Here is an 18,986-nt window from a genome sequence, read left to right as displayed (position 1 = left end):
TGACCGATTGGGACTCACTCATTTTTTGATAAGGAAGAAAAGATGACGATTTGGGAAACTCTTGCAAGATATGCCTACTTTGAAACAGACCGTCTGCTTCTCCGCCCCTTTTCCTATGAAGATAGAGAAGAGTTGCATGCGATTCTCTCAAACCCTTTCAATACAGAATATCTCAGACCGAGTGCTAGGAATTTAGCAGAAACAACAAATCTACTCGTCCACACCTTTATGAAATCGCCTTTAGGAATTTGGGCAATCGAAGAGAAAGAAACTGGGCAGATGATTGGCTGCATTCGCTTTGAAAACATTGAGGAGAAAAAGCAGGAAGTTGAAATAGGATATTTTCTAAGGCAATCTTTTTGGGGACAGGGATTGATGACGGAAGCCCTTCAGACACTGGCTTATCTAGCTATTCACCATGTAGGTTTTCAGAAGGTATCTATCATTACCCATATAGAAAATACAGCCAGTCAGCGTGTGGCAGAAAAGGCCGGTTTTCAGAAAGTAAGCCAGTATAAGGGAAGCGACCGATACAGTCATAGAATGCGGGAGTATTTAGCCTTTCAACTACTTGCAAGGGATAAGATATAGATCTCGTTAAGAATGACTATTAGAAACGTCAATCTGATAGTAAGAAAAAATAATAGATGAGGAATGAAATGATTACCATAAAATCACAAAGAGAAATTGAGGCAATGAAACGAGCAGGAGATATTCTAGCAAGTATTCATATTGGCTTGCGTGACCTGATAAAACCAGGTCTTGACCTGTGGGAAGTAGAAGAATATGTCCGCAGACGCTGTAAGGAAGAAAATGTTTTGCCACTTCAAATTGGAGTGGATGGGCATTTGATGGACTACCCTTATGCGACTTGCTGTGGGATAAATGATGAGGTGGCTCATGCTTTCCCACGTCATTACAAGTTAAAAGAAGGCGATTTGCTGAAGGTTGACATGGTTTTGAGTGAACCTTTAGATAAGAGTATCGTCGATGTTTCTAAATTAGACTTTGATAATGTCGCTCTGATGAAAAGCTATACCGAGCCATACGCTGGTGGTTTAGCGGATTCTTGCTGGGCCTATGCAGTAGGAGAAGTCAGCCAAGAAGTTAAAGATTTAATGGATGTGACCAAGGAGTGTCTTTACAGAGGGATTGAGCAGGCAGTGGTCGGTAACCGTATTGGCGATATTGGTGCTTCGATTCAAGAATATGCCGAAAGCAAAGGCTATGGCGTTGTGCGTGACTTGGTCGGTCATGGTGTTGGACCAACTATGCATGAGGAACCAATGGTGCCTCACTACGGTCGTGCAGGGCGAGGACTTCGTTTGCGTGAGGGTATGGTCTTGACGATTGAGCCGATGATTAATACGGGTACCTGGGAAATCGATACCGATGAAAAGACCGGTTGGGCACATAAAACCTTAGATGGTGGCTTGTCTTGCCAATATGAGCACCAGTTTGTCATCACTAAAGACGGTCCAGTCATCTTGACTAGTCAAGGAGAAGAAAGGACGTATTAGTCTGATTGAAAAAGGAGGAACAATGAACAGAAAGAAGCTCTGGAGCAACTGTAAGTCATTTGGGACCTCCTTTTTGTCCTTTTATCAAGCAGCGGAAGTCGATTTGACAGGAGTGGCCGTTGCCTATTACCTGATTATCTCGATTTTTCCAATTCTGTTGACCTTGGCCAATCTCTTGCCCTATTTACAGATTGATGTCGAACACATTTTAGCTTTTCTAGCAGACTTTTTTCCAGAACAAATTTACCCGACAGCGGCGGAGATGGTTGTGAGTATTCTAACGAAACCTTCCTCGTCTTGGCTAGGAATTGCCATTGTGACGACACTTTGGACCCTTTCAAAAAGCATGGTAGCTCTTCAAAAAGCCGTGAACAAGGCTTATAATGTTGATCAACATCGAGATTTTATTATTAGCCGAGCAGTTGGCATTTTTTTAGGAATTGGTCTTCAAGCGATTATTATTTTTAGTATGATGATGCTAGCGTTTGGTAAGACCTTGTTGCAATTGCTGTCGACCAAATTTCATTTTGACCCTCTGTTCAATCATTTCCTCAATCAGAGTCAGCTAGTTGTTTATATCGCGCTTTTTCTTGCCTTGGTCATGCTCTATTTTTTCCTACCCAATGTTCGGATTCGAAAGATTCGCTATGTCTTACCGGGTTCCCTGTTTGTTCTAGGAGTCATGGCAACGGTTGGACAATTGTTTGGCATTTATATTGATTCCTATGCCAACCGCCTCTTGGATTTTCGCTTAGTATCGTCTGTTGTGATTCTTGTATTGATGCTATGGTTCATTTTTTTGGCTAATATTCTCATTATTGGAGCGGTTTTGAATGCAACGGTTCAGAGTTTGCAGATGGAAGAATTTGATCCTAGAGCAGGAGATGTGCTGTCACTTTTTCATCGCATCAAGTCTTTCATCGCTAAAAATCATAAAAAAAGAGACTCCTAACTTAGGAGCTTTTTTTCGTATTCTGAAAGACAAATACTTTACTTAGGATATAGTTCAGGACAATGACGAGAACCTGTGAGATGAGGGTAGCAATAGCATTGATACGTGTAGGATCTTGATGGACGAATTGACCAATCAGCTGTGGAAATGCATCCACTAGAAGGTAGGCCAAGACCAGGTCGAGTAACAAGGTCGTAAGGCGTGCAGAGACAAATTTGACGAGCCGTGCTGGCCAGCCTATCCATTCTTGTCGAAAGACGATTTGATCATTTGTGATAAAGGCAAATAAAATGGCGACACAGTTGGCAATAAAGACAATAAGGAGGGTTTGAGGAATTAGGAAGAAAAGACTGGTCCTCGTAAGGATATAGACAAGAGTAGTGGCTACTCCAAAAAATAAATAGGACAGGATTTCATTCTCAAAAAATGCTTTTAGATATTTTTTCATACTCTAAGTCTACCATATTATCCTTGATTGTGCTATACTAGAAACGTTGTGAAAATAATAAGTTCTTAGTCGAAAAAACGGCTACTCTTGACTACATTCGGTTTTTTCCACGGCTTCCTATCTTACACAACCCTTGGCACTTCCTTCCTTTAGCCAAGCATATTATACGCGGTTTAGCCGCCAAAGGAGATTTATATGAATCAAACAAAATGGACAGTTCGTGACATGGCACACATTGCCTTGGTTGCGGCGATTTACGTGGTGTTAACAGTAACGCCACCTCTCAATGCGATTTCCTACGGAGCCTATCAGTTCCGTTTGTCGGAAATGTTGAATTTCCTAGCCTTTTATAATCGTAAATATCTCATTGCTGTTACGATTGGCTGTATGATTTCGAATTTTATAGGCTTCGGAGTGATTGATGTTTTTGTCGGTGGAGGCTCGACCCTCCTCTTTGTGGCTCTAGGGATTTATTTCTTTAAAAAATACCAAACAGAGTATCTCTTCAATGGGATAATCAATAAGGCATTTTTCTACTTTTCTATTTTCTTTTCTTTATCTATGTTTACCATTGCTCTTGAATTGTATTTTCTAGCAAGCGCACCTTTCTTAGCAACATGGTTTACAACTGCTGTAGGAGAATTTGCCTCTCTAATTGTTGGTTCTCTGGTCATTGACCGTTTAGCTCAGAGAATTGATTTTACACGATAAGGTCAGATAAGGAAGGACACCGAGGTTGGGCAATTGCCCAGCCTTTTTTCATACTATAAGCAAATAAATTTCCACTGTAGGAGTGAGAGGCTGAAATGATAAAAATGCTATTTTCTCACCTGACTTCTACCTCGCCGTCTTTTTTCTTTCTGACATCCATGATATAATAAGGGTTATGGAAGAAAAATATTTGAAAATCGCCCAGGATTTGGGTGTCAACATAAAGCAAATTGAAACCGTTTTGACCTTGACAGCGGAAGGCAATACCATTCCCTTTATCGCTCGTTATCGTAAGGAAATGACAGGGAATTTAGATGAGGTTGTGATTAAGTCTATTATTGACTTGGATAAATCCTTAACAGCTTTGGCAGAACGAAAAGCCACCGTTTTGTCTAAGATTGAAGAGCAAGGTAAATTGACGGATGGACTGCGTCAGGCGATTGAAGAAGCTGAAAAATTAGCCGATGTGGAAGAGCTCTACTTGCCATACAAGGAAAAGCGCAGAACAAAGGCAACGATTGCCCGAGAAGCAGGTCTTTTTCCTCTGGCACGTCTTATTTTACAAAATGTTGCAGATTTGGAAACACAAGCAGCAACTTTTATCTGCCAAGGATTTGAAACAGCAGAAGATTGTCTCGCTGGTGCGGTAGATATTTTGGTGGAGGCTATTTCAGAAGATGTGAAATTACGCGCTTGGACCTACCATGAAGTCTTGCACCATTCTATTTTACAATCGCAATTAAAAGATCAAGAATCGGACGAAAAGCAAGTCTTTCAGATGTATTATGAGTTTTCTGAAACAGTTGCGAATATGCAAGGTTATCGGACCTTAGCCCTCAATCGTGGCGAAAAATTAGGTGCCTTAAAGGTCTCCTTTGAGCATAATCTTGAGAAAATTCTGCGGTTCTTTGAAGTTCGTTTTCCTCAGAAAAATAGCTACATTACAGAAGCAATCAGCCAGGCAGTTAAGAAGAAAATCTTACCAGCCATGGAGCGTCGTATTCGGACTGAATTGACTGAAACAGCAGAAGAAGGAGCGATTCTCCTCTTTTCAGAGAACCTTCGTAATCTACTATTGATGCCACCATTAAAAGGAAAAATGGTATTGGGCTTTGACCCAGCCTTTCGTACAGGTGCTAAGCTAGCAGTGGTGGATCAGACCGGAAAACTCTTGACAACACAGGTCATTTATCCTGTGAAGCCAGCTTCACAGGCACAGATTGCACAGGCAAAAGAAGAACTGGCAGGCCTGATTGGCCAATATGGTATTGAAATCATTGCCATTGGAAATGGAACAGCTAGTCGTGAGTCTGAAAGTTTTGTCGCAGAAGTCTTGCAACAATTTCCAGCTGTTCGCTATGTGATTGTCAATGAAAGCGGGGCATCAGTTTATTCTGCTTCTGAATTGGCACGGCATGAATTTCCTGATTTGACGGTTGAAAAACGCTCGGCGATCTCGATTGCTCGTCGCTTGCAAGATCCACTTGCAGAGTTGGTTAAAATTGATCCCAAATCAATCGGTGTTGGCCAATACCAGCACGATGTCAATCAGAAAAAATTATCTGAGAGCCTTGATTTCGTAGTGGACACTGTAGTCAATCAGGTCGGTGTCAACATCAATACTGCAAGTCCTGCCCTCCTAGCTCATGTGGCAGGTCTCAACAAGACGATTTCTGAAAATATTGTCAAATACCGTGAAGAAAACGGAGCTTTGACCTCACGAGCTGAATTGAAGAAGGTCCCACGCCTAGGTGACAAGGCCTTTGAGCAGGCAGCTGGTTTCTTACGAATTCCTGAGGCGAGCAATTTCTTGGACAATACAGGAGTGCACCCAGAGTCCTATCCAGCGGTTCAAAAACTCTTTGACTTATTAGATATTGAGCAATTAGATGAAACAGCGCAGGAGAAATTAAAAGCAGTACAGCTAAGAGAAATGGCAGAAGAATTGGGTCTGGGTAAGGAAACTTTGAAGGATATTCTAGCAGACTTACTCAAACCTGGTCGAGATTTGCGGGATGACTTTGCAGCACCTGTATTGCGTCAAGATGTTCTGGATTTTAAAGATTTAGAAATTGGACAGAAGCTAGAAGGTGTGGTTCGCAATGTGGTTGACTTTGGGGCCTTTGTTGATATTGGTATCCATGAAGATGGTTTGATTCATATTTCAAATATGAGTAAGAACTTTATCAAACATCCGAGTCAAGTAGTCTCTGTTGGAGATTTGGTAACGGTTTGGGTCTACAAATTGGATACGGTTCGTGAAAAAGTCAATCTCAGCTTGGTGCCGCCTCATGAATCTCACTGAGTATATTCAGCAGGTGTCACGTGAGGATTTTGGAAAAGAATTCCGACATCAAGCCCATTGGAATCATCGTTTGAAAACAACAGGTGGACGGTTCTTTCCCAAGGACGGACATTTGGACTTCAATCCTCGCTACTATGAAGCAGACAAGGACTTGTTTCGCAAGATTGTCCGCCACGAACTCTGCCATTATCATCTGTATTTTGAGCAAAAAGGCTATCGCCACAAGGACAGGGATTTCAAGGAATTGTTACAGGCAGTAGACGGAGTACGCTATGCACCGCAACTAGCATCTCCCGCGCAAACTCCCTATCTCTACCGCTGCCAGCAGTGTGGTCAAGTCTACCCACGAAAGCGGCGCGTGAACACAGCAAACTACCGTTGCGGTAAGTGCCGTGGCTTCCTGACAGTAGTTGATGAAAGAAATCAGTCCTTGGGCTGATTTCTTTTGGTCTGCCTATGGTATAATAGAAGAGAATCGAGGTGAGGAAATGGCACAAGAACCGCAAAAACGATTGATTGAACTATATGAGAAGGGGATTTTGACCAAAGAAGAAGCGCGTGCCTGCTTTTTAGAATTTGATGAAGAACCAGACTTTCTCGTAGAGGAAGAAAAACCACGGTTGAGTTTTACACTCCCGCGTTTGAAAATTTTTTCCTCATCTAAATTGAAACAAGAGTATGCCTTTGCAGACATTGAATCCCTTTTTATCAGTATGTCAGAAGGAAAGGTTTCTTTTGTCAAAAACAAGTCGGATCAGGTTCAGATTTACCTTGTTTACCCTCAACAAACCAATCAAGCCTTTTTACCTCAGATTTATGTTGAAAACCAAGGCTTGCATTTTGCTTCTAATCTTCCTTGCCACTTGACCGTTTCTCTACCAGAGCAGTGGATGTCCATTTTGAATTTGGATTTGGGAAGAGCAGATGCGAGACTAGACTATCTTCCTTTTGAAGATATTTCCATTCATAGCTCTACGGATAAAAAACAACAGGATATTCGTATCACTGCAATGAATCTCATGTCTCAGCACCTCTTCCTCCAACTCGTCCAAGCTCCAGTTTATCTGCAAGTGCCAAAACAGCAAGGCTTACGTGGAAAGGTGGAAAGTTCAACAGGGCAATTAGTTGTTAATCGAAAAAAGAAGCCAAGTCCTTATTTTTGCGAGAAGAAAGGAGATTGCCTCCTGTATCTTCATATAAAGACAGTCAACAGCCCAATTAGTGTAAAAGGAGTGCAACATGCCATTCGGATTTTATAAGCAACGAACGAATAAACTGATAACAGGTGTTTTAGCAGGTATAGCAGATCGTTTTCGATTAGATCTTAGCATTACTCGGATTGTCTTTTTCATCATCTGTTTAGTTGGACGTTTGGGCTTGTTAGCTATTGCAGTCTATATTCTAGCAGCTGTTTTACTTCCCTTTAAGGAAGATGTTTATGCAGACCGCTATGGTACAGGACCTAGAAAAATAAAGGATGCTGAAAAAATTCAGAGACACAAGTGGTAGAAGTAAGATGATTCGGTAGCTGTATTATGAAAGGAGTGAGGAAAGTCGATTTCTCGGAAATCACGACTGCTGTCTCACTCCCTTTTTGTATTCTCCTCCTATCTTGTGGTATAATAATTTATAAAGAAATGACACGCTTCAAAAATCACAATCGGACATTGCTCACTAGCCTTATTAAAGGATGGAAGTGATTCGGATGTTGATTTTAAAAAAGTATGAGAGGTATGATATGGCAGTTTTTGTCAAAGATTTGATTGACAATGTGCGTGTGAGTAGCGCATATAGTACGGAAATCCTACTGGAAAAAGAGATTACCACATCTGATATTACTCGTCCTGGTCTTGAGATGACAGGCTATTTTGACTATTATGCGCCAGAGCGTATTCAGCTAATGGGGATGAAAGAATGGTCCTATTTAATGGCCATGACCTCTCATAATCGTTATCAAGTTTTACGGAGAATGTTTCAGCCTGAGACTCCAGTGGTGATTGTAGCGCGTGGTTTGGAAATTCCAGAAGAAATGTTTCAAGCAGCTGAGGAAAAAGGGATTGCTATTTTCCAAAGCCAGTCTGCTACAAGTCGTTTGGCAGGGGAATTATCTTCTTACTTAGATTCACGCCTTGCAAAACGGACCAGTGTCCATGGTGTTCTCATGGATATCTATGGCATGGGTGTTCTGATTCAGGGAGATTCTGGAATTGGGAAAAGTGAAACTGGTCTTGAATTGGTTAAACGTGGTCACCGTATCGTCGCAGATGATCGAGTAGATGTTTATGCCAAGGATGATGTTACTCTCTGGGGGGAACCAGCTGAGATTCTACGGCACCTACTGGAAATCCGAGGTGTTGGCATTATTGATATTATGAGTCTGTACGGTGCGAGTGCGGTCAAGGAATCATCAGAAGTGCAACTTGCCATTTACCTTGAAAATTATGACACAGGTAAGGTCTTTGACCGCTTGGGAAATAGCGGTGATTCGATTGAGATTGCAGGAATTACGATTCCTCAGATTCGAATCCCAGTTAAGACAGGGCGTAATATTTCTGTCGTGATTGAAGCAGCAGCTATGAACTATCGTTCCAAACAAATGGGCTTTGATGCGACTAAGGAATTTGAAAAACGGCTCGGTAGCCTCATTGCAAGCAATAAGGAGTAGCCGATGATTGATCCAGTTGCAGTAAAATTAGGTCCGCTCGAAATTCGTTGGTATGCCTTGTGTATCATCACAGGTTTGATTCTTGCAGTCTTTCTTGCGTCTAAGGAAGCACCTCGTAAAAAAATTCTGTCAGATGATATTGTAGATTTTATCTTAATAGCCTTTCCGCTTGCAATTCTTGGTGCGAGGATTTATTATGTAGCCTTTTCTTGGGATTTATATAAGGACAATCTTCTTTCTATTTTTGCCATTTGGGAGGGAGGCATTGCCATTTATGGTGGTCTGTTGACGGGATTTCTCGTTCTAATCTTCTTTACACGCCATCGCTTCATTGAAATCTGGGATTTTCTTGATGTGGTAGCACCGTCTGTTATGATTGCACAGGCTATTGGTCGCTGGGGAAACTTTTTCAATCAAGAGGCCTATGGTGCAAGTGTTAGCAATCTTGATTATCTGCCAGAGTTTATTCGTAAGCAAATGTATATTGACGGAAGTTATCGAACGCCAACTTTCTTATATGAATCGCTTTGGAATCTGTTTGGTTTCGTTCTAATCTGTGTATTGCGGAGACGAAAAAAACTCCTCAAGCAGGGTGAAATTACCCTATTTTACCTAGTGTGGTACGGTGTCGGTCGTTTTGTCATTGAGGGGATGAGAACGGACAGTCTAATGTTCCTTGGCTTACGTGTTTCACAGTGGCTTTCTGCCTTATTCGTGCTGTTAGCACTAATCTTATTTTTCTATCGTCGTCGAAAAGACATTCCTTATTATCAGATCTAAGAAAAGGAGATTTCTATGCTGATTGAATTATCTGTTTTTATTATCGCAATTGCCCTTGGAGCTGTTGCAGTATATGTTATCCTCTTGTTGAAAAAAGTATCCAATGTGGTTGATGAAGCACAACACACTTTGAATGTGTTAACGAGTGATGTTAATGTAACCCTTTACCAAACCAATGAATTGTTAGCTAAAACAAATGTTCTGGTTGCAGATGTAAACGGAAAAGTTGCTACTTTGGATCCACTCTTTGTAGCAGTTGCTGACTTGTCAGAGTCAGTATCAGACCTCAATACCTCTGCGCGTGGTCTAACAGCAAAAGCCCGCACCGCAGGCCAACATACGGTAAAGGCAGGAGGAGCCTTAGCAGCAGTTAGTAAATTATCTTCTATTTTAGGGAAGAAAGGAGCAAAACAACATGGTTAAAAAATCTAGCATTTTCACAAGTATCCTTTTAGGTGCAGCAGGTGGTGCAGCAGCAGCAGCCTTTCTTGCAACAAAGACAGGTCAAGTAGTTAAGAAAAAAGTCCTTGATTTCACGAAGGATTACCAAGAGAATCATGAAGAAATCAATGCAGAATGGATTCAAAAAGCTCAAGATTTGGGGCAGCAAGCAGTTGACAAATACGAAACAGTCAGAGACCAATTGACTTCAGGTGAGTTGACAGTCGATGATTTGGTTCAGTCTGGAAAAGAAAAAGCGCAATTGGTGAAGGCGCAATCTCTTGAAAAATTTGAGCACATCAAGGAAAAAATTGCAGAACAAAATCTGACAACAGCTGACTTGGTTGAGTCTATTAAAGAAAAGACCCAAACCCTTCCTAGTGCAGAAGAGCTAGAAGAGGAATTGGCAGTCACAACAGAAGACATTGAGATTGACTTACCAAACCTAGAAGAAGAATAAAAAAAGTCCGCTGATGCGGATTTGAGATTGAAGAAAAGATTTATTTTGGATCATCTTCTTTAATCTTTTTTTTGGTTCTTCAATAGAAAAACTCTCAAAAACAGCATGAAAATAAGCTTTTCTAAGAGTTCATTCCTATCCTGTTTTGTTCGTCCTATTTAAATTGTTGCTATTTATTTAGAGGAAATGTTTATATTTTGAGATTCTGTAGGTAGGCAGAATCTTTTTAATTGGTAAGATTCTTTGGAAAACGTAAAGCAGTAATTCCTAAAAATTGATTTGTACTGTAACTAAGTCCACCGAATGTGGCAGCATAGTCACCTAAATGATCAAGAGCAATTTCTAAATCAGATAAAAATCGGGTTGTGACATGTTGCTTAATAGTAGATAGGTATTGAGGAAAACGTCTATAAATAGGATTATTTAAAATTAATATTTGAGGATTATAGAGAAGAGTGACATTGGTAATTCCAATTGCCATATTTTTTGCGTTATCAATCATCAACTGATGTGCTATGGGCTCTTGTTGTGCTAGATAATGGATGAAATCATCTAGTGTTAGTTTGGGATTTTGCTTGTGTGACTGAAACTGTTGGAGTAGAGCTTTTATAGAAGAGTATTGCTCTAAACAACCGTGGTTACCACATGGACATAAAATACCGTTTGGATAGAGAATTGTATGTCCAAATTCTCCAGCTCGATTTTGGTAGCCTTGGTAAATAGTTCCATTTAATAAAATTCCAGTTCCAATACCACTATGGCAGCTGATTGTAACCAGATGACTAACAGGGAAATGGTAAGTGTATTCTCCTAATGCTACTAAGTTAGCTTCGTTTTCTAACCAAATGGGAAAACTATATAAGGATTGCAGTTTTTTTTGAAGAGAGAGTTGGTCTAAATCGGAGTATGGCGTAAATATAATTTGATTATCTGAAACAACTCCATGGATGGCTAGGGTTAATCCGATGATTCCATATAAAGTAGTAGGCGCTTTTTCTATTAATTTTTCCAATAATTGTTGTAAAAGTTCAATTGCGTTCTTTGAATTGATGGTATTCAAGACCTTATCTGAATAAATTAGCTCTCCATTTAAGTAAGATATTGCTCCAATCAACTTATGATTTCCTACTTCAATCGAAAGTGAGCAGGCACAGTAAGGGTTAAAAGAAAGATAAATAGGTTTGGGCCCTCCTTTTCTAGCTCCTTCTCCAGTTCCTGTTTCAATTATTAAATTTTTATCTAGTAATTGCTTACAGAAAGTAGTGATTGCTGCTTTACTTAAATGTGTCTTTTTAGAAAGTTCAATACGAGAAATATTTTTGCTCAATATTATAGTTTTTAGGACAATTGACTCATTTAGTTCTAAAATTACCTGATTTTTCACTAGGGATACCTCTATTAATTCTAAGTAGCATTTTCTTCATTTTATCATAAAATATTTGGAATAGTAAGAAAAAAAATGCTATAAAAACGCGTTGTAAGCGTTGACATATTTCAGCAAAAGTGATACCCTATAGTTAGTTAATAAAAAATACTAACTAAAAGGAGAAATTTATGGCATACTTTAGTAGCATATCAAACGTCCAATACGAAGGGACTAAAACAAGCAATTTATTCGCTTTTCGCCACTATAATCCTGATGAAGTGATTGAAGGTAAAACGATGAGAGAGCATCTTCGGTTTGCTCTAGCATACTGGCATACCATGACTCAAGATGGGTCAGATCCGTTTGGTAGTCCGACAAATATTCGAACTTGGGAAGGTTCGACTCCAATGGAGACAGCTCATAATAGAGTGGAAGCCTTTTTTGAAATATTAGAAAAACTAGGTGTTGATTATTTCTGTTTCCATGATGTAGATATTGCTCCTACGGGTGATAGTTTAGAACAATTTTTCTCTAATTTAGATGAAATTACAGATCATATTAAACAAAAGATGGAAGAAACAGGGAAAAAACTTCTTTGGAATACTGCGAACATGTTCTCTCATCCTCGTTTTAACAATGGTGCTGCCTCATCTAATAATGCAGAAGTATTTGCATATGCAGCAGCTCAAGTGAAAAAAGGATTAGATATTTCTAAAAAATTGGGTGGAGAAAACTATGTCTTTTGGGGAGGTCGTGAAGGATACGAATCACTTCTCAATACCAATATGAAATTTGAGCAAGACAATATTGCACGTTTATTTAAGATGGCCGTTACTTATGGAGAAAAAATCGGACATAAGCCACAATTTTTGATTGAACCTAAACCAAAGGAACCCTCAAAGCATCAGTATGATTTTGATGCAGCGACAACAATGGCTTTCATTCAAAAATATGACTTAGAAGGTGATTTTAAACTCAATTTAGAAGCTAACCATGCAACATTAGCAGGTCATACATTTGAACATGAATTAAATGTAGCAAGAGACTATGATGCCCTTGGATCTATTGATGCGAACCAGGGTGATATGCTTTTAGGGTGGGATACTGATGAATTTCCAACTAATATCTACGATACAACCTTTACTATGTTAGAGATTTTAGCTAATGGTGGTTTAGCACCTGGAGGTATCAATTTTGATGCAAAAGTGCGACGCTCCTCTTTTGAAATGGAAGATTTGATACTTGCGCATATTGCTGGAATGGATACATATGCTAGAGGATTAAAAGCAGCTGCTAAGATTCGTGAAGACAAGTTTTTAGAAAATTTAAAAGAAGAACGCTATGCTAGTTATAAGGAAGGGATTGGTATTCGAATTCTTGAAGATAAAGAAGATTTAGAAAGTCTAACAGAATATGCTCTCAAGAATGATAGTCCAACATTGGAATCTAGTCATCTAGAGAGTGTAAAATCTCGTCTAAATGATTATTTGATCTAGTAGTGGTGGGGAGTAGGGAACAAATCTTGCTCCTCTTTTTATAAGGAAGGAAGAAAAAATGTCATATGTATTAGGTATTGATTTAGGAACCAGTTCGTTAAAAGGTGTTTTGGTCAATCGAAACGGAGAAGTTATTGAAACAACATCTTCACCTTATTCACTACAACATTTGCAGCAGGGATATAGTGAGCAAAGGCCAAATGATTGGATTAGAGCATTTGAACAAGTAATAAAGAAATTGTCTGAACAGGTAAGTGACTTCTCAGAACAATTAGCGGGAATTAGTATTTCTGGGCAAATGCATAGTTTAGTATTATTAGATGAGGCGGGAGAGGTTTTAAGACCAGCAATTTTATGGAATGATACGCGTACAACCAAGCAATGTCAACAAGTTAGTGAAGAATTAGGTGAAGAGTTGTTCGTTATCACTAAAAATGATGCACTAGAAGGATTTACATTACCTAAAATACTGTGGATTCAGCAAAATGAACCAGAAGTTTGGCAAAAAGTAAGACATATTCTTTTGCCAAAAGATTATTTAGGGTATTATCTGACAGGAACATATCATTCAGATTACTCGGATGCTGCAGGAACCTTGCTGTTTGATGTGGGAGAATCATGTTGGTCTGAGCAAGTCGCTTCAAAATTTAAGATTCCTTTAGATTATCTACCTGAAGTAGTAGATTCTAGCCAAGCAATAGGAAATTTACGAGATGAACTTGCTACGATGTTCCAACTGAAACAAGAAGTAACAATTTTTGCAGGAGGTGCTGATAATGCTTGTGCTGCTGTTGGAGCAGGTATACTTACTCCAGAAGTAGCAATGGTTTCTATTGGAACATCGGGTGTTTTTCTAACCTATGAAGGAAATGCTGCTCCTAATTATCAAGGAAAGTTGCATTGCTTTAATCATGCAATACCTGCTAATTATTATTCTATGGGAGTTACTTTAACTGCAGGGTATAGTTTGAATTGGTTTAAAGAGATGTTTGCTCCTACATTGAGCTATGAGGAGTTATTGCAATCAATTGATAGCATTGAACCTGGTAGTAATGGCTTATTATTTGCTCCATATTTGCTAGGAGAACGAACACCTCATAGGGATAGTCATGTACGGGCTAGTTTTATTGGAATTGATGCCAGTCATTCGTTTGTACACTTTGTACGGTCAGTTTTAGAAGGAATAACATTTTCTCTAAAAGATTCTCAAACCTTATTAGCCGATGTTGCTGATAAGTCATTTACTAAAATAATTTCTATCGGTGGTGGGGCTAAAAATAAAGATTGGCTTCAAATGCAGGCAGATATCTTTAACGCTGATATAGTTACTTTAAAAGTAGAAGAAGGACCTGGAATGGGAGCGGCTATGCTTGCAGCAGTAGGGTTAGGATGGTTTGCAGATATTAATGAATGTGCACAAAAATTCATAACTTATTCTGAAGCTATAAAACCGATTAAAGCAAATGTTGAACAGTACAAAGAAATTTATAGTCATTATCGAAAGGTTTATCTCCAGACCAAAGAATTGTAATCCTCAAGTAACCATACGATTGAGCAGTACAACGAAGCTAGCATTTGTCCTAGTTTATAAAAAATAAAATATTTTTATGGAACCGCTTTACAAACGAGGTGGAGCATGTTATAATTATGTTAGTTTATCAAATGAACTAACACAAAGGGAGAGGGAGATAAATTCATGAGATTAGAGAAGTATTTAGATAATGAATTACTAATCATTGAAGCTTGGGGACGAAATTCACTTAGAGTGCGTGCTTTTCCTAATGGTGTTTTTCAGGAAGAGAAGGGTGCTTTGCAAGAAGAAATTTCTATATCTGATGCTGTTGTAAGAGAGAATGATAATGGTAGTGTAGAAATAGTCAATGGCGATATTAGGGCTGTTTTGGATGATAGAAAACGTCTAACGTTTTATAATTCTCACAATCAAGTATTGTTAAGAGAATACATCCGATTACGAGCTGTTCAGCATGATGATGGAAGTGAAGATGTTGGAACAATTAAGGTTACGAAAGCCTTTAATTCCACCTTAAAGCTAAAATCTCGTGAATATCGTGCAAATTACCATGGTAATGATTTTTCTATAAAGGTTCGTTTTGAATCAAATTCTGTTGAAAAAATCTATGGTATGGGTCAATACCAACATGAATTTCTTGACTTAAAACATACGATGTTAGAGCTAGCACAAAGAAATTCTCAAATGTCTATTCCCTTTTACATTTCTAATCTTAACTATGGTTTTTTATGGAATAATCCTGGTATTGGAACAGTAAATTTTGCGAAGAATCTGACAGAGTGGTCCATGCCTGCAACAACTTATATTGATTATTGGATTACAGTAGGAGAGTCTCCTAAGGAGCTTATGGAAAATTATTCAGGAGTTACTGGGCGGGCACCAGTAATGCCGAAAAATTTATTAGGCTTATGGCAAAGTAAGTTACGCTATCGCACGCCTGATGAAGTTTTAGAGGTAGTGGAAGGTTATCACAAACGTGGTATACAGCTATCAACGATTGCAATTGATTATTTCCATTGGCCTAAGCAAGGAGAGTATTGCTTTGATAAAGATTTTTGGCCAGATCCAAAGGGATTAGTTGATACATTGAAACAAGTATATAATGTTGAACCTATTATTTCGATTTGGCCTACTGTTCAAACAAATGCATGTAATTTTCAAGAGTATCAGTCAAATGGTTATCTTGTGCAGGTTAATCGAGGTGTTCCTATTACAATGATGATTCAGGGGCAGACAATTTTTATTGATACTACAAATCCCAAAGCTTGCCAATATGTATGGTCGCTGATAGAAAAGAATTACAAACGTTTGGGAATAGATTATTACTGGATTGATGTAGCAGAGCCAGGGTATGCTGTTTATGATTTTGATAATTATAGATATCATAAAGGACCTGTATTGCATTGTGGCAATCTATATCCTCTAGGTTATTTAAAAATGATTTATGATGGAAATGGAGGAGAATCTGTTCAGAATGTTATTTTAGTTCGGGGAGCTTGGGCTGGTGCTCAGCGATACGGTGCATTACCTTGGTCAGGTGATATTGATTCAAGCTTTAAATCATTCAGGAATCAAGTGAACACAGGGTTAAATGTTGGTTTAGCAGGTATTCCTTGGTGGACGACTGATATTGGCGGTTTTCATGGGGGAAATCCAGAAAATTCTGAGTTCAGAGAGTTAATGGTACGCTGGTTCCAATATGCGACATTTTCGCCTATTTTACGAATGCACGGTGATCGTTTACCTCATACTGCTCCTTTATCTGTTTCGGGCGGAGGTTCAATGCCTTCAGGTGCTCCAAATGAAATTTGGTCATATGGAGATACTGTAGAATCCATAATGACAGATTTTCTCCGTATTCGGGAACGACTTAATGATTATCTATATAATATCATGGTGGAAGCGCATGAAAAAGGCTATCCTGTCATGAGGAGTTTATTTTTTGAATTTCCAGATGATCAGAATGCATGGGAAATTGACAATACTTATTTATTGGGAGATAGCTTGTTAGTTGCTCCAATTCTGGATTATGAAGCAAGAGAACGTACGGTATATTTACCGACAGGAGAGACTTGGATTCATCTATTTAGCCAGGACGAATACGAAGGAGGAAAACAGTATCTTATTACTGCGGATTTATACGAAATTCCGGTTTTCATTAGAAAATCTAGTCTTCCAAGCTTTGAAAACTTGTTGCAATATGTAAAATGTACAAATGAAAAACGGAGAAGTTACTTATGCCAATCCTAAATAAAAGCTGTGTGACTTGGTCTCCATCCGGTTTTATTATCGCTCAACCACAGTACAAACTATTTGTTGAAGTTTTAAGTGATGAAGTTATTCGAGTTCGAAGTTGTCCTTCAGACTTTCTATCAGAAAATTTGACATTTCAATCTTCTTTTGAGATTCTTTCTCAACCGTCTGATATCCAATGTTGGGAAAATAATCAAGTATTGGGTGTAACGAGTGGAAGTTTAACGGTTCAATTTGATGGTGATAAGTTAGAATTTTTTAAGAATGGTAAGGTTGTACTAACAGAATATGCAAGATTACAAAGTTCTGTTCGAAGGACAAAAGGAATTGATGATACGCTACCTATTGTTAAACAAAGGAGTAACTCTGCACAAATATCACCACATCATTTTCGTAAAACCAGTGATGATACTTATCAATCATTTGTTAGATTTGAAAGCGATCAAACAGAGATTATCTATGGTTTAGGTGGCTATCAAGAAAAATATCATAATAAAAATGGAGGATATTATCAACTCCAACAGCGTAATTCCCAAACAAGTTTACCGACATATATTTCAAATAAGGGATATGGTTTTATGTGGAATCATGCTGGAATTGGAGAAGTTCATTTTGCAAGGAATCAGTACTGTTGGTCCAGTTATCATACTAATTATGTAGAATACATAGTATTCGGAGCAGAGACTCTTAAAGAAGGGGTAGGTCGCTATACTGGTTTGGTTGGTAGGGCTCCTATAATGCCTGAACAGTATCTAGGATTGTGGCAAAGTAAGCTACGTTATCAAACACTTGACGAGTTAAAAGAAATTTATCAGGGATATCGTCAGAGAAATATTAACTTATCTGTGCTAGTTATTGATTACTTTCATTGGCCGAGTGAAGGCAGTTTTGAATTTGACAATCGATACTGGCAGGGCATAGATGAATTTGCGATAGAATGTCGACATTCAAATACAGAGCTAATGGTCTCTGTTTGGCCAACCGTAACACAAGATTGTCCATTATTTGAAGAGTATCAAGAAAAAGATATGCTGATGAAGGAATCTTCTGGATCTGTGCTTCCCTTATTCAATGGAGCCTATATTCTAGATTTTACAGATGAGTCTGTTCAAGAGTTTGTCCGAAAGCAGTTGATTGATAACTATTGGAATAGGGGGATTCGCTTATTTTGGGCAGATCAAGCTGAGCCTGAACTATCTGATTATCAACATCAACAATATCAAATTTCAAAGGGGAACCTTGCTTTATATTCTAGCCAATTCTCTTGTGGCTATTTGTCTGCAATCCCTAATCATATCAATCGATACATTCGGCCGACGTTAATTCGAACGGTATGGTTTGGTGGTCAATCAGAAGGTGCTTTAGCTTGGTCTGGTGATATTGAGAGTTCGTTTGAATCGTTAGAAATCCAAATCCAAATCGGCTTATCAATGGGACTATGTGGACAGGCTTGGTGGACGAGTGATATTGGCGGTTTTCATGCGTACACAAGTGATACGACTTATCAGAAAGAGCTGATGCGGCGTTGGTTCCAATTTGCAACTTTTTCACCTATCTTGCGGATGCATGGGGATCGCCAGCCTCATACACTTCCAATTGGTAAAGATGGAGGTGGGATTCGAACAAGTGGTGCAGCTAATGAAATTTGGTCCTTTGGATCGGATATAGAATCGTGTTTGATGAAGCATATCAAGTTGAGAGAATGGCTCAAGCCATATCTATGTATTCTATATGAAGAATGTCACTTGTATGGCTGGCCTCTAATGAGACCATTATCCTTTGAATTTCCAAACGATCATAAGTGTTGGAAAGAAAATAAGCAATATATGTTTGGTTCGGAATTATTGGTAGCACCAGTTGTTCAGTATTTACAAGAGGAGATGCTTGTTTATTTACCAATAGGATGTGATTGGATTAATTTATTTACAAAAGAAGTGTATGAAGGAGGAAAACATTATAGAATTAAGCTAAATAGTGACTATATACCGGTATTTGCTAAGGTTGGAAGTTTTCTTAGCGATAGCTTAGATTGTGTTTCAGAAATATGGAGGATGTAAT

General features: G+C 38.8%; 18 protein-coding genes and 1 riboswitch. Of the genes, 16 read left to right on the top strand and 2 right to left on the bottom strand.

Annotated elements, in window-relative coordinates; translation table 11 throughout:
• Positions 1-42: 42 nt before the first annotated feature.
• The 3 genes from A4H00_RS00765 (at position 43) to A4H00_RS00755 (ending at position 2,472) form a co-directional block, all read left to right on the top strand.
• On the top strand, positions 43-591 hold the full coding sequence (locus tag A4H00_RS00765; RefSeq protein ID WP_067086120.1) for a GNAT family N-acetyltransferase: 549 nt from the start codon (positions 43-45) through the stop codon (positions 589-591).
• A 68-nt stretch (positions 592-659) separates the two neighbouring features.
• Positions 660-1,520 (top strand): methionyl aminopeptidase, encoded by an 861-nt coding sequence (locus A4H00_RS00760; RefSeq protein WP_067086118.1) that lies wholly within the window; start codon positions 660-662, stop codon positions 1,518-1,520.
• 22 nt (positions 1,521-1,542) lie between these two features.
• The gene (locus A4H00_RS00755) at positions 1,543-2,472 is read left to right on the top strand and encodes a YihY/virulence factor BrkB family protein (RefSeq protein WP_067086115.1); all 930 of its coding nucleotides are present in this window, start codon (positions 1,543-1,545) and stop codon (positions 2,470-2,472) included.
• Position 2,473: 1 nt separating this feature from the next.
• On the opposite strand, the gene A4H00_RS00750 is transcribed toward A4H00_RS00755, so the two are convergent.
• Complete coding sequence (locus A4H00_RS00750; protein WP_067086112.1) at positions 2,474-2,920, bottom strand: GtrA family protein; 447 nt, start codon at positions 2,918-2,920, stop codon at positions 2,474-2,476.
• Between the two features lie 28 nt (positions 2,921-2,948).
• A riboswitch (PreQ1 riboswitch) is annotated at positions 2,949-3,118 on the top strand.
• Between A4H00_RS00750 and A4H00_RS00745 the strand changes: the two genes are divergently transcribed.
• From A4H00_RS00745 to A4H00_RS00705, 9 genes are all read left to right on the top strand, one after another.
• Positions 3,116-3,631: a QueT transporter family protein gene (locus tag A4H00_RS00745; protein WP_067086110.1), complete on the top strand. Its 516-nt coding sequence runs from the start codon at positions 3,116-3,118 to the stop codon at positions 3,629-3,631. (Overlaps the previous riboswitch by 3 nt.)
• Positions 3,632-3,806: 175 nt before the next feature.
• A complete protein-coding gene (locus A4H00_RS00740) occupies positions 3,807-5,936 on the top strand; it encodes a Tex family protein (protein WP_067086107.1) in 2,130 nt (709 codons plus the stop codon).
• On the top strand, positions 5,923-6,375 hold the full coding sequence (locus tag A4H00_RS00735) for a SprT family protein (protein WP_067086105.1): 453 nt from the start codon (positions 5,923-5,925) through the stop codon (positions 6,373-6,375). Before A4H00_RS00740 ends, A4H00_RS00735 begins: the two co-directional genes overlap by 14 nt.
• Positions 6,376-6,424: 49 nt before the next feature.
• The gene (locus tag A4H00_RS00730) at positions 6,425-7,195 is read left to right on the top strand and encodes a hypothetical protein (protein ID WP_067091335.1); all 771 of its coding nucleotides are present in this window, start codon (positions 6,425-6,427) and stop codon (positions 7,193-7,195) included.
• Positions 7,176-7,445, top strand: coding sequence for a PspC domain-containing protein (locus tag A4H00_RS00725; protein ID WP_067086102.1), 270 nt, complete (start codon positions 7,176-7,178; stop codon positions 7,443-7,445). Before A4H00_RS00730 ends, A4H00_RS00725 begins: the two co-directional genes overlap by 20 nt.
• Positions 7,446-7,674: 229 nt before the next feature.
• Positions 7,675-8,601 (top strand): HPr(Ser) kinase/phosphatase, encoded by a 927-nt coding sequence (gene hprK, locus A4H00_RS00720; protein ID WP_067091326.1) that lies wholly within the window; start codon positions 7,675-7,677, stop codon positions 8,599-8,601.
• A gap of 3 nt (positions 8,602-8,604) precedes the next feature.
• Positions 8,605-9,381: a prolipoprotein diacylglyceryl transferase gene (gene lgt / locus A4H00_RS11630; protein WP_067086099.1), complete on the top strand. Its 777-nt coding sequence runs from the start codon at positions 8,605-8,607 to the stop codon at positions 9,379-9,381.
• Between the two features lie 18 nt (positions 9,382-9,399).
• The gene (locus A4H00_RS11625) at positions 9,400-9,804 is read left to right on the top strand and encodes a DUF948 domain-containing protein (RefSeq protein WP_067091331.1); all 405 of its coding nucleotides are present in this window, start codon (positions 9,400-9,402) and stop codon (positions 9,802-9,804) included.
• Positions 9,797-10,282, top strand: a complete 486-nt coding sequence (locus tag A4H00_RS00705; RefSeq protein ID WP_067086096.1) for a YtxH domain-containing protein — start codon at positions 9,797-9,799, stop codon at positions 10,280-10,282. Before A4H00_RS11625 ends, A4H00_RS00705 begins: the two co-directional genes overlap by 8 nt.
• Positions 10,283-10,508: 226 nt before the next feature.
• On the opposite strand, the gene A4H00_RS00700 is transcribed toward A4H00_RS00705, so the two are convergent.
• The gene (locus A4H00_RS00700) at positions 10,509-11,666 is read right to left on the bottom strand and encodes an ROK family protein (RefSeq protein WP_067086093.1); all 1,158 of its coding nucleotides are present in this window, start codon (positions 11,664-11,666) and stop codon (positions 10,509-10,511) included.
• Between the two features lie 170 nt (positions 11,667-11,836).
• Between A4H00_RS00700 and xylA the strand changes: the two genes are divergently transcribed.
• The 4 genes from xylA (at position 11,837) to A4H00_RS00680 (ending at position 18,985) form a co-directional block, all read left to right on the top strand.
• Positions 11,837-13,144 carry a xylose isomerase gene (gene xylA / locus A4H00_RS00695; RefSeq protein WP_067086090.1) on the top strand — a complete coding sequence of 436 codons (1,308 nt, stop codon included), beginning with the start codon at positions 11,837-11,839 and terminating at the stop codon, positions 13,142-13,144.
• Between the two features lie 58 nt (positions 13,145-13,202).
• Positions 13,203-14,675: a xylulokinase gene (gene xylB, locus A4H00_RS00690; RefSeq protein WP_067086087.1), complete on the top strand. Its 1,473-nt coding sequence runs from the start codon at positions 13,203-13,205 to the stop codon at positions 14,673-14,675.
• Between the two features lie 165 nt (positions 14,676-14,840).
• Entirely contained in the window at positions 14,841-16,925 is a 2,085-nt protein-coding gene (locus tag A4H00_RS00685; RefSeq protein WP_067086084.1) for a glycoside hydrolase family 31 protein, read from the top strand.
• Positions 16,913-18,985, top strand: coding sequence for a TIM-barrel domain-containing protein (locus A4H00_RS00680; RefSeq protein ID WP_067086081.1), 2,073 nt, complete (start codon positions 16,913-16,915; stop codon positions 18,983-18,985). The genes A4H00_RS00685 and A4H00_RS00680 overlap by 13 nt, the downstream gene beginning before the upstream one ends.
• Position 18,986 lies beyond the last annotated feature (1 nt).

The sequence above is a fragment of the Streptococcus marmotae genome (genome assembly GCF_001623565.1).
In the GTDB taxonomy this organism is placed as follows: Bacteria; Bacillota; Bacilli; order Lactobacillales; family Streptococcaceae; genus Streptococcus; species Streptococcus marmotae.
The sequence above is the reverse complement of the archived record's forward strand: the minus strand, read 5'-3'. Positions and strand labels throughout refer to the sequence as shown.

What these genes read in the sequence shown, in the direction of transcription:
- A4H00_RS00765 (WP_067086120.1), top strand. Translation starts at nt 43, where the DNA reads ATGACGATTTGGGAAACTCTTGCAAGATATGCCTACTTTGAAACAGAC.
- A4H00_RS00685 (WP_067086084.1), top strand. Translation starts at nt 14,841, where the DNA reads ATGAGATTAGAGAAGTATTTAGATAATGAATTACTAATCATTGAAGCT.
- A4H00_RS00750 (WP_067086112.1), bottom strand. Translation starts at nt 2,920, where the DNA reads ATGAAAAAATATCTAAAAGCATTTTTTGAGAATGAAATCCTGTCCTAT.
- A4H00_RS00745 (WP_067086110.1), top strand. Translation starts at nt 3,116, where the DNA reads ATGAATCAAACAAAATGGACAGTTCGTGACATGGCACACATTGCCTTG.
- A4H00_RS00755 (WP_067086115.1), top strand. Translation starts at nt 1,543, where the DNA reads ATGAACAGAAAGAAGCTCTGGAGCAACTGTAAGTCATTTGGGACCTCC.
- A4H00_RS00740 (WP_067086107.1), top strand. Translation starts at nt 3,807, where the DNA reads ATGGAAGAAAAATATTTGAAAATCGCCCAGGATTTGGGTGTCAACATA.
- A4H00_RS00760 (WP_067086118.1), top strand. Translation starts at nt 660, where the DNA reads ATGATTACCATAAAATCACAAAGAGAAATTGAGGCAATGAAACGAGCA.
- hprK (WP_067091326.1), top strand. Translation starts at nt 7,675, where the DNA reads ATGGCAGTTTTTGTCAAAGATTTGATTGACAATGTGCGTGTGAGTAGC.
- A4H00_RS00705 (WP_067086096.1), top strand. Translation starts at nt 9,797, where the DNA reads ATGGTTAAAAAATCTAGCATTTTCACAAGTATCCTTTTAGGTGCAGCA.
- xylB (WP_067086087.1), top strand. Translation starts at nt 13,203, where the DNA reads ATGTCATATGTATTAGGTATTGATTTAGGAACCAGTTCGTTAAAAGGT.
- lgt (WP_067086099.1), top strand. Translation starts at nt 8,605, where the DNA reads ATGATTGATCCAGTTGCAGTAAAATTAGGTCCGCTCGAAATTCGTTGG.
- A4H00_RS00730 (WP_067091335.1), top strand. Translation starts at nt 6,425, where the DNA reads ATGGCACAAGAACCGCAAAAACGATTGATTGAACTATATGAGAAGGGG.
- A4H00_RS00680 (WP_067086081.1), top strand. Translation starts at nt 16,913, where the DNA reads ATGCCAATCCTAAATAAAAGCTGTGTGACTTGGTCTCCATCCGGTTTT.
- A4H00_RS00735 (WP_067086105.1), top strand. Translation starts at nt 5,923, where the DNA reads ATGAATCTCACTGAGTATATTCAGCAGGTGTCACGTGAGGATTTTGGA.
- xylA (WP_067086090.1), top strand. Translation starts at nt 11,837, where the DNA reads ATGGCATACTTTAGTAGCATATCAAACGTCCAATACGAAGGGACTAAA.
- A4H00_RS00725 (WP_067086102.1), top strand. Translation starts at nt 7,176, where the DNA reads ATGCCATTCGGATTTTATAAGCAACGAACGAATAAACTGATAACAGGT.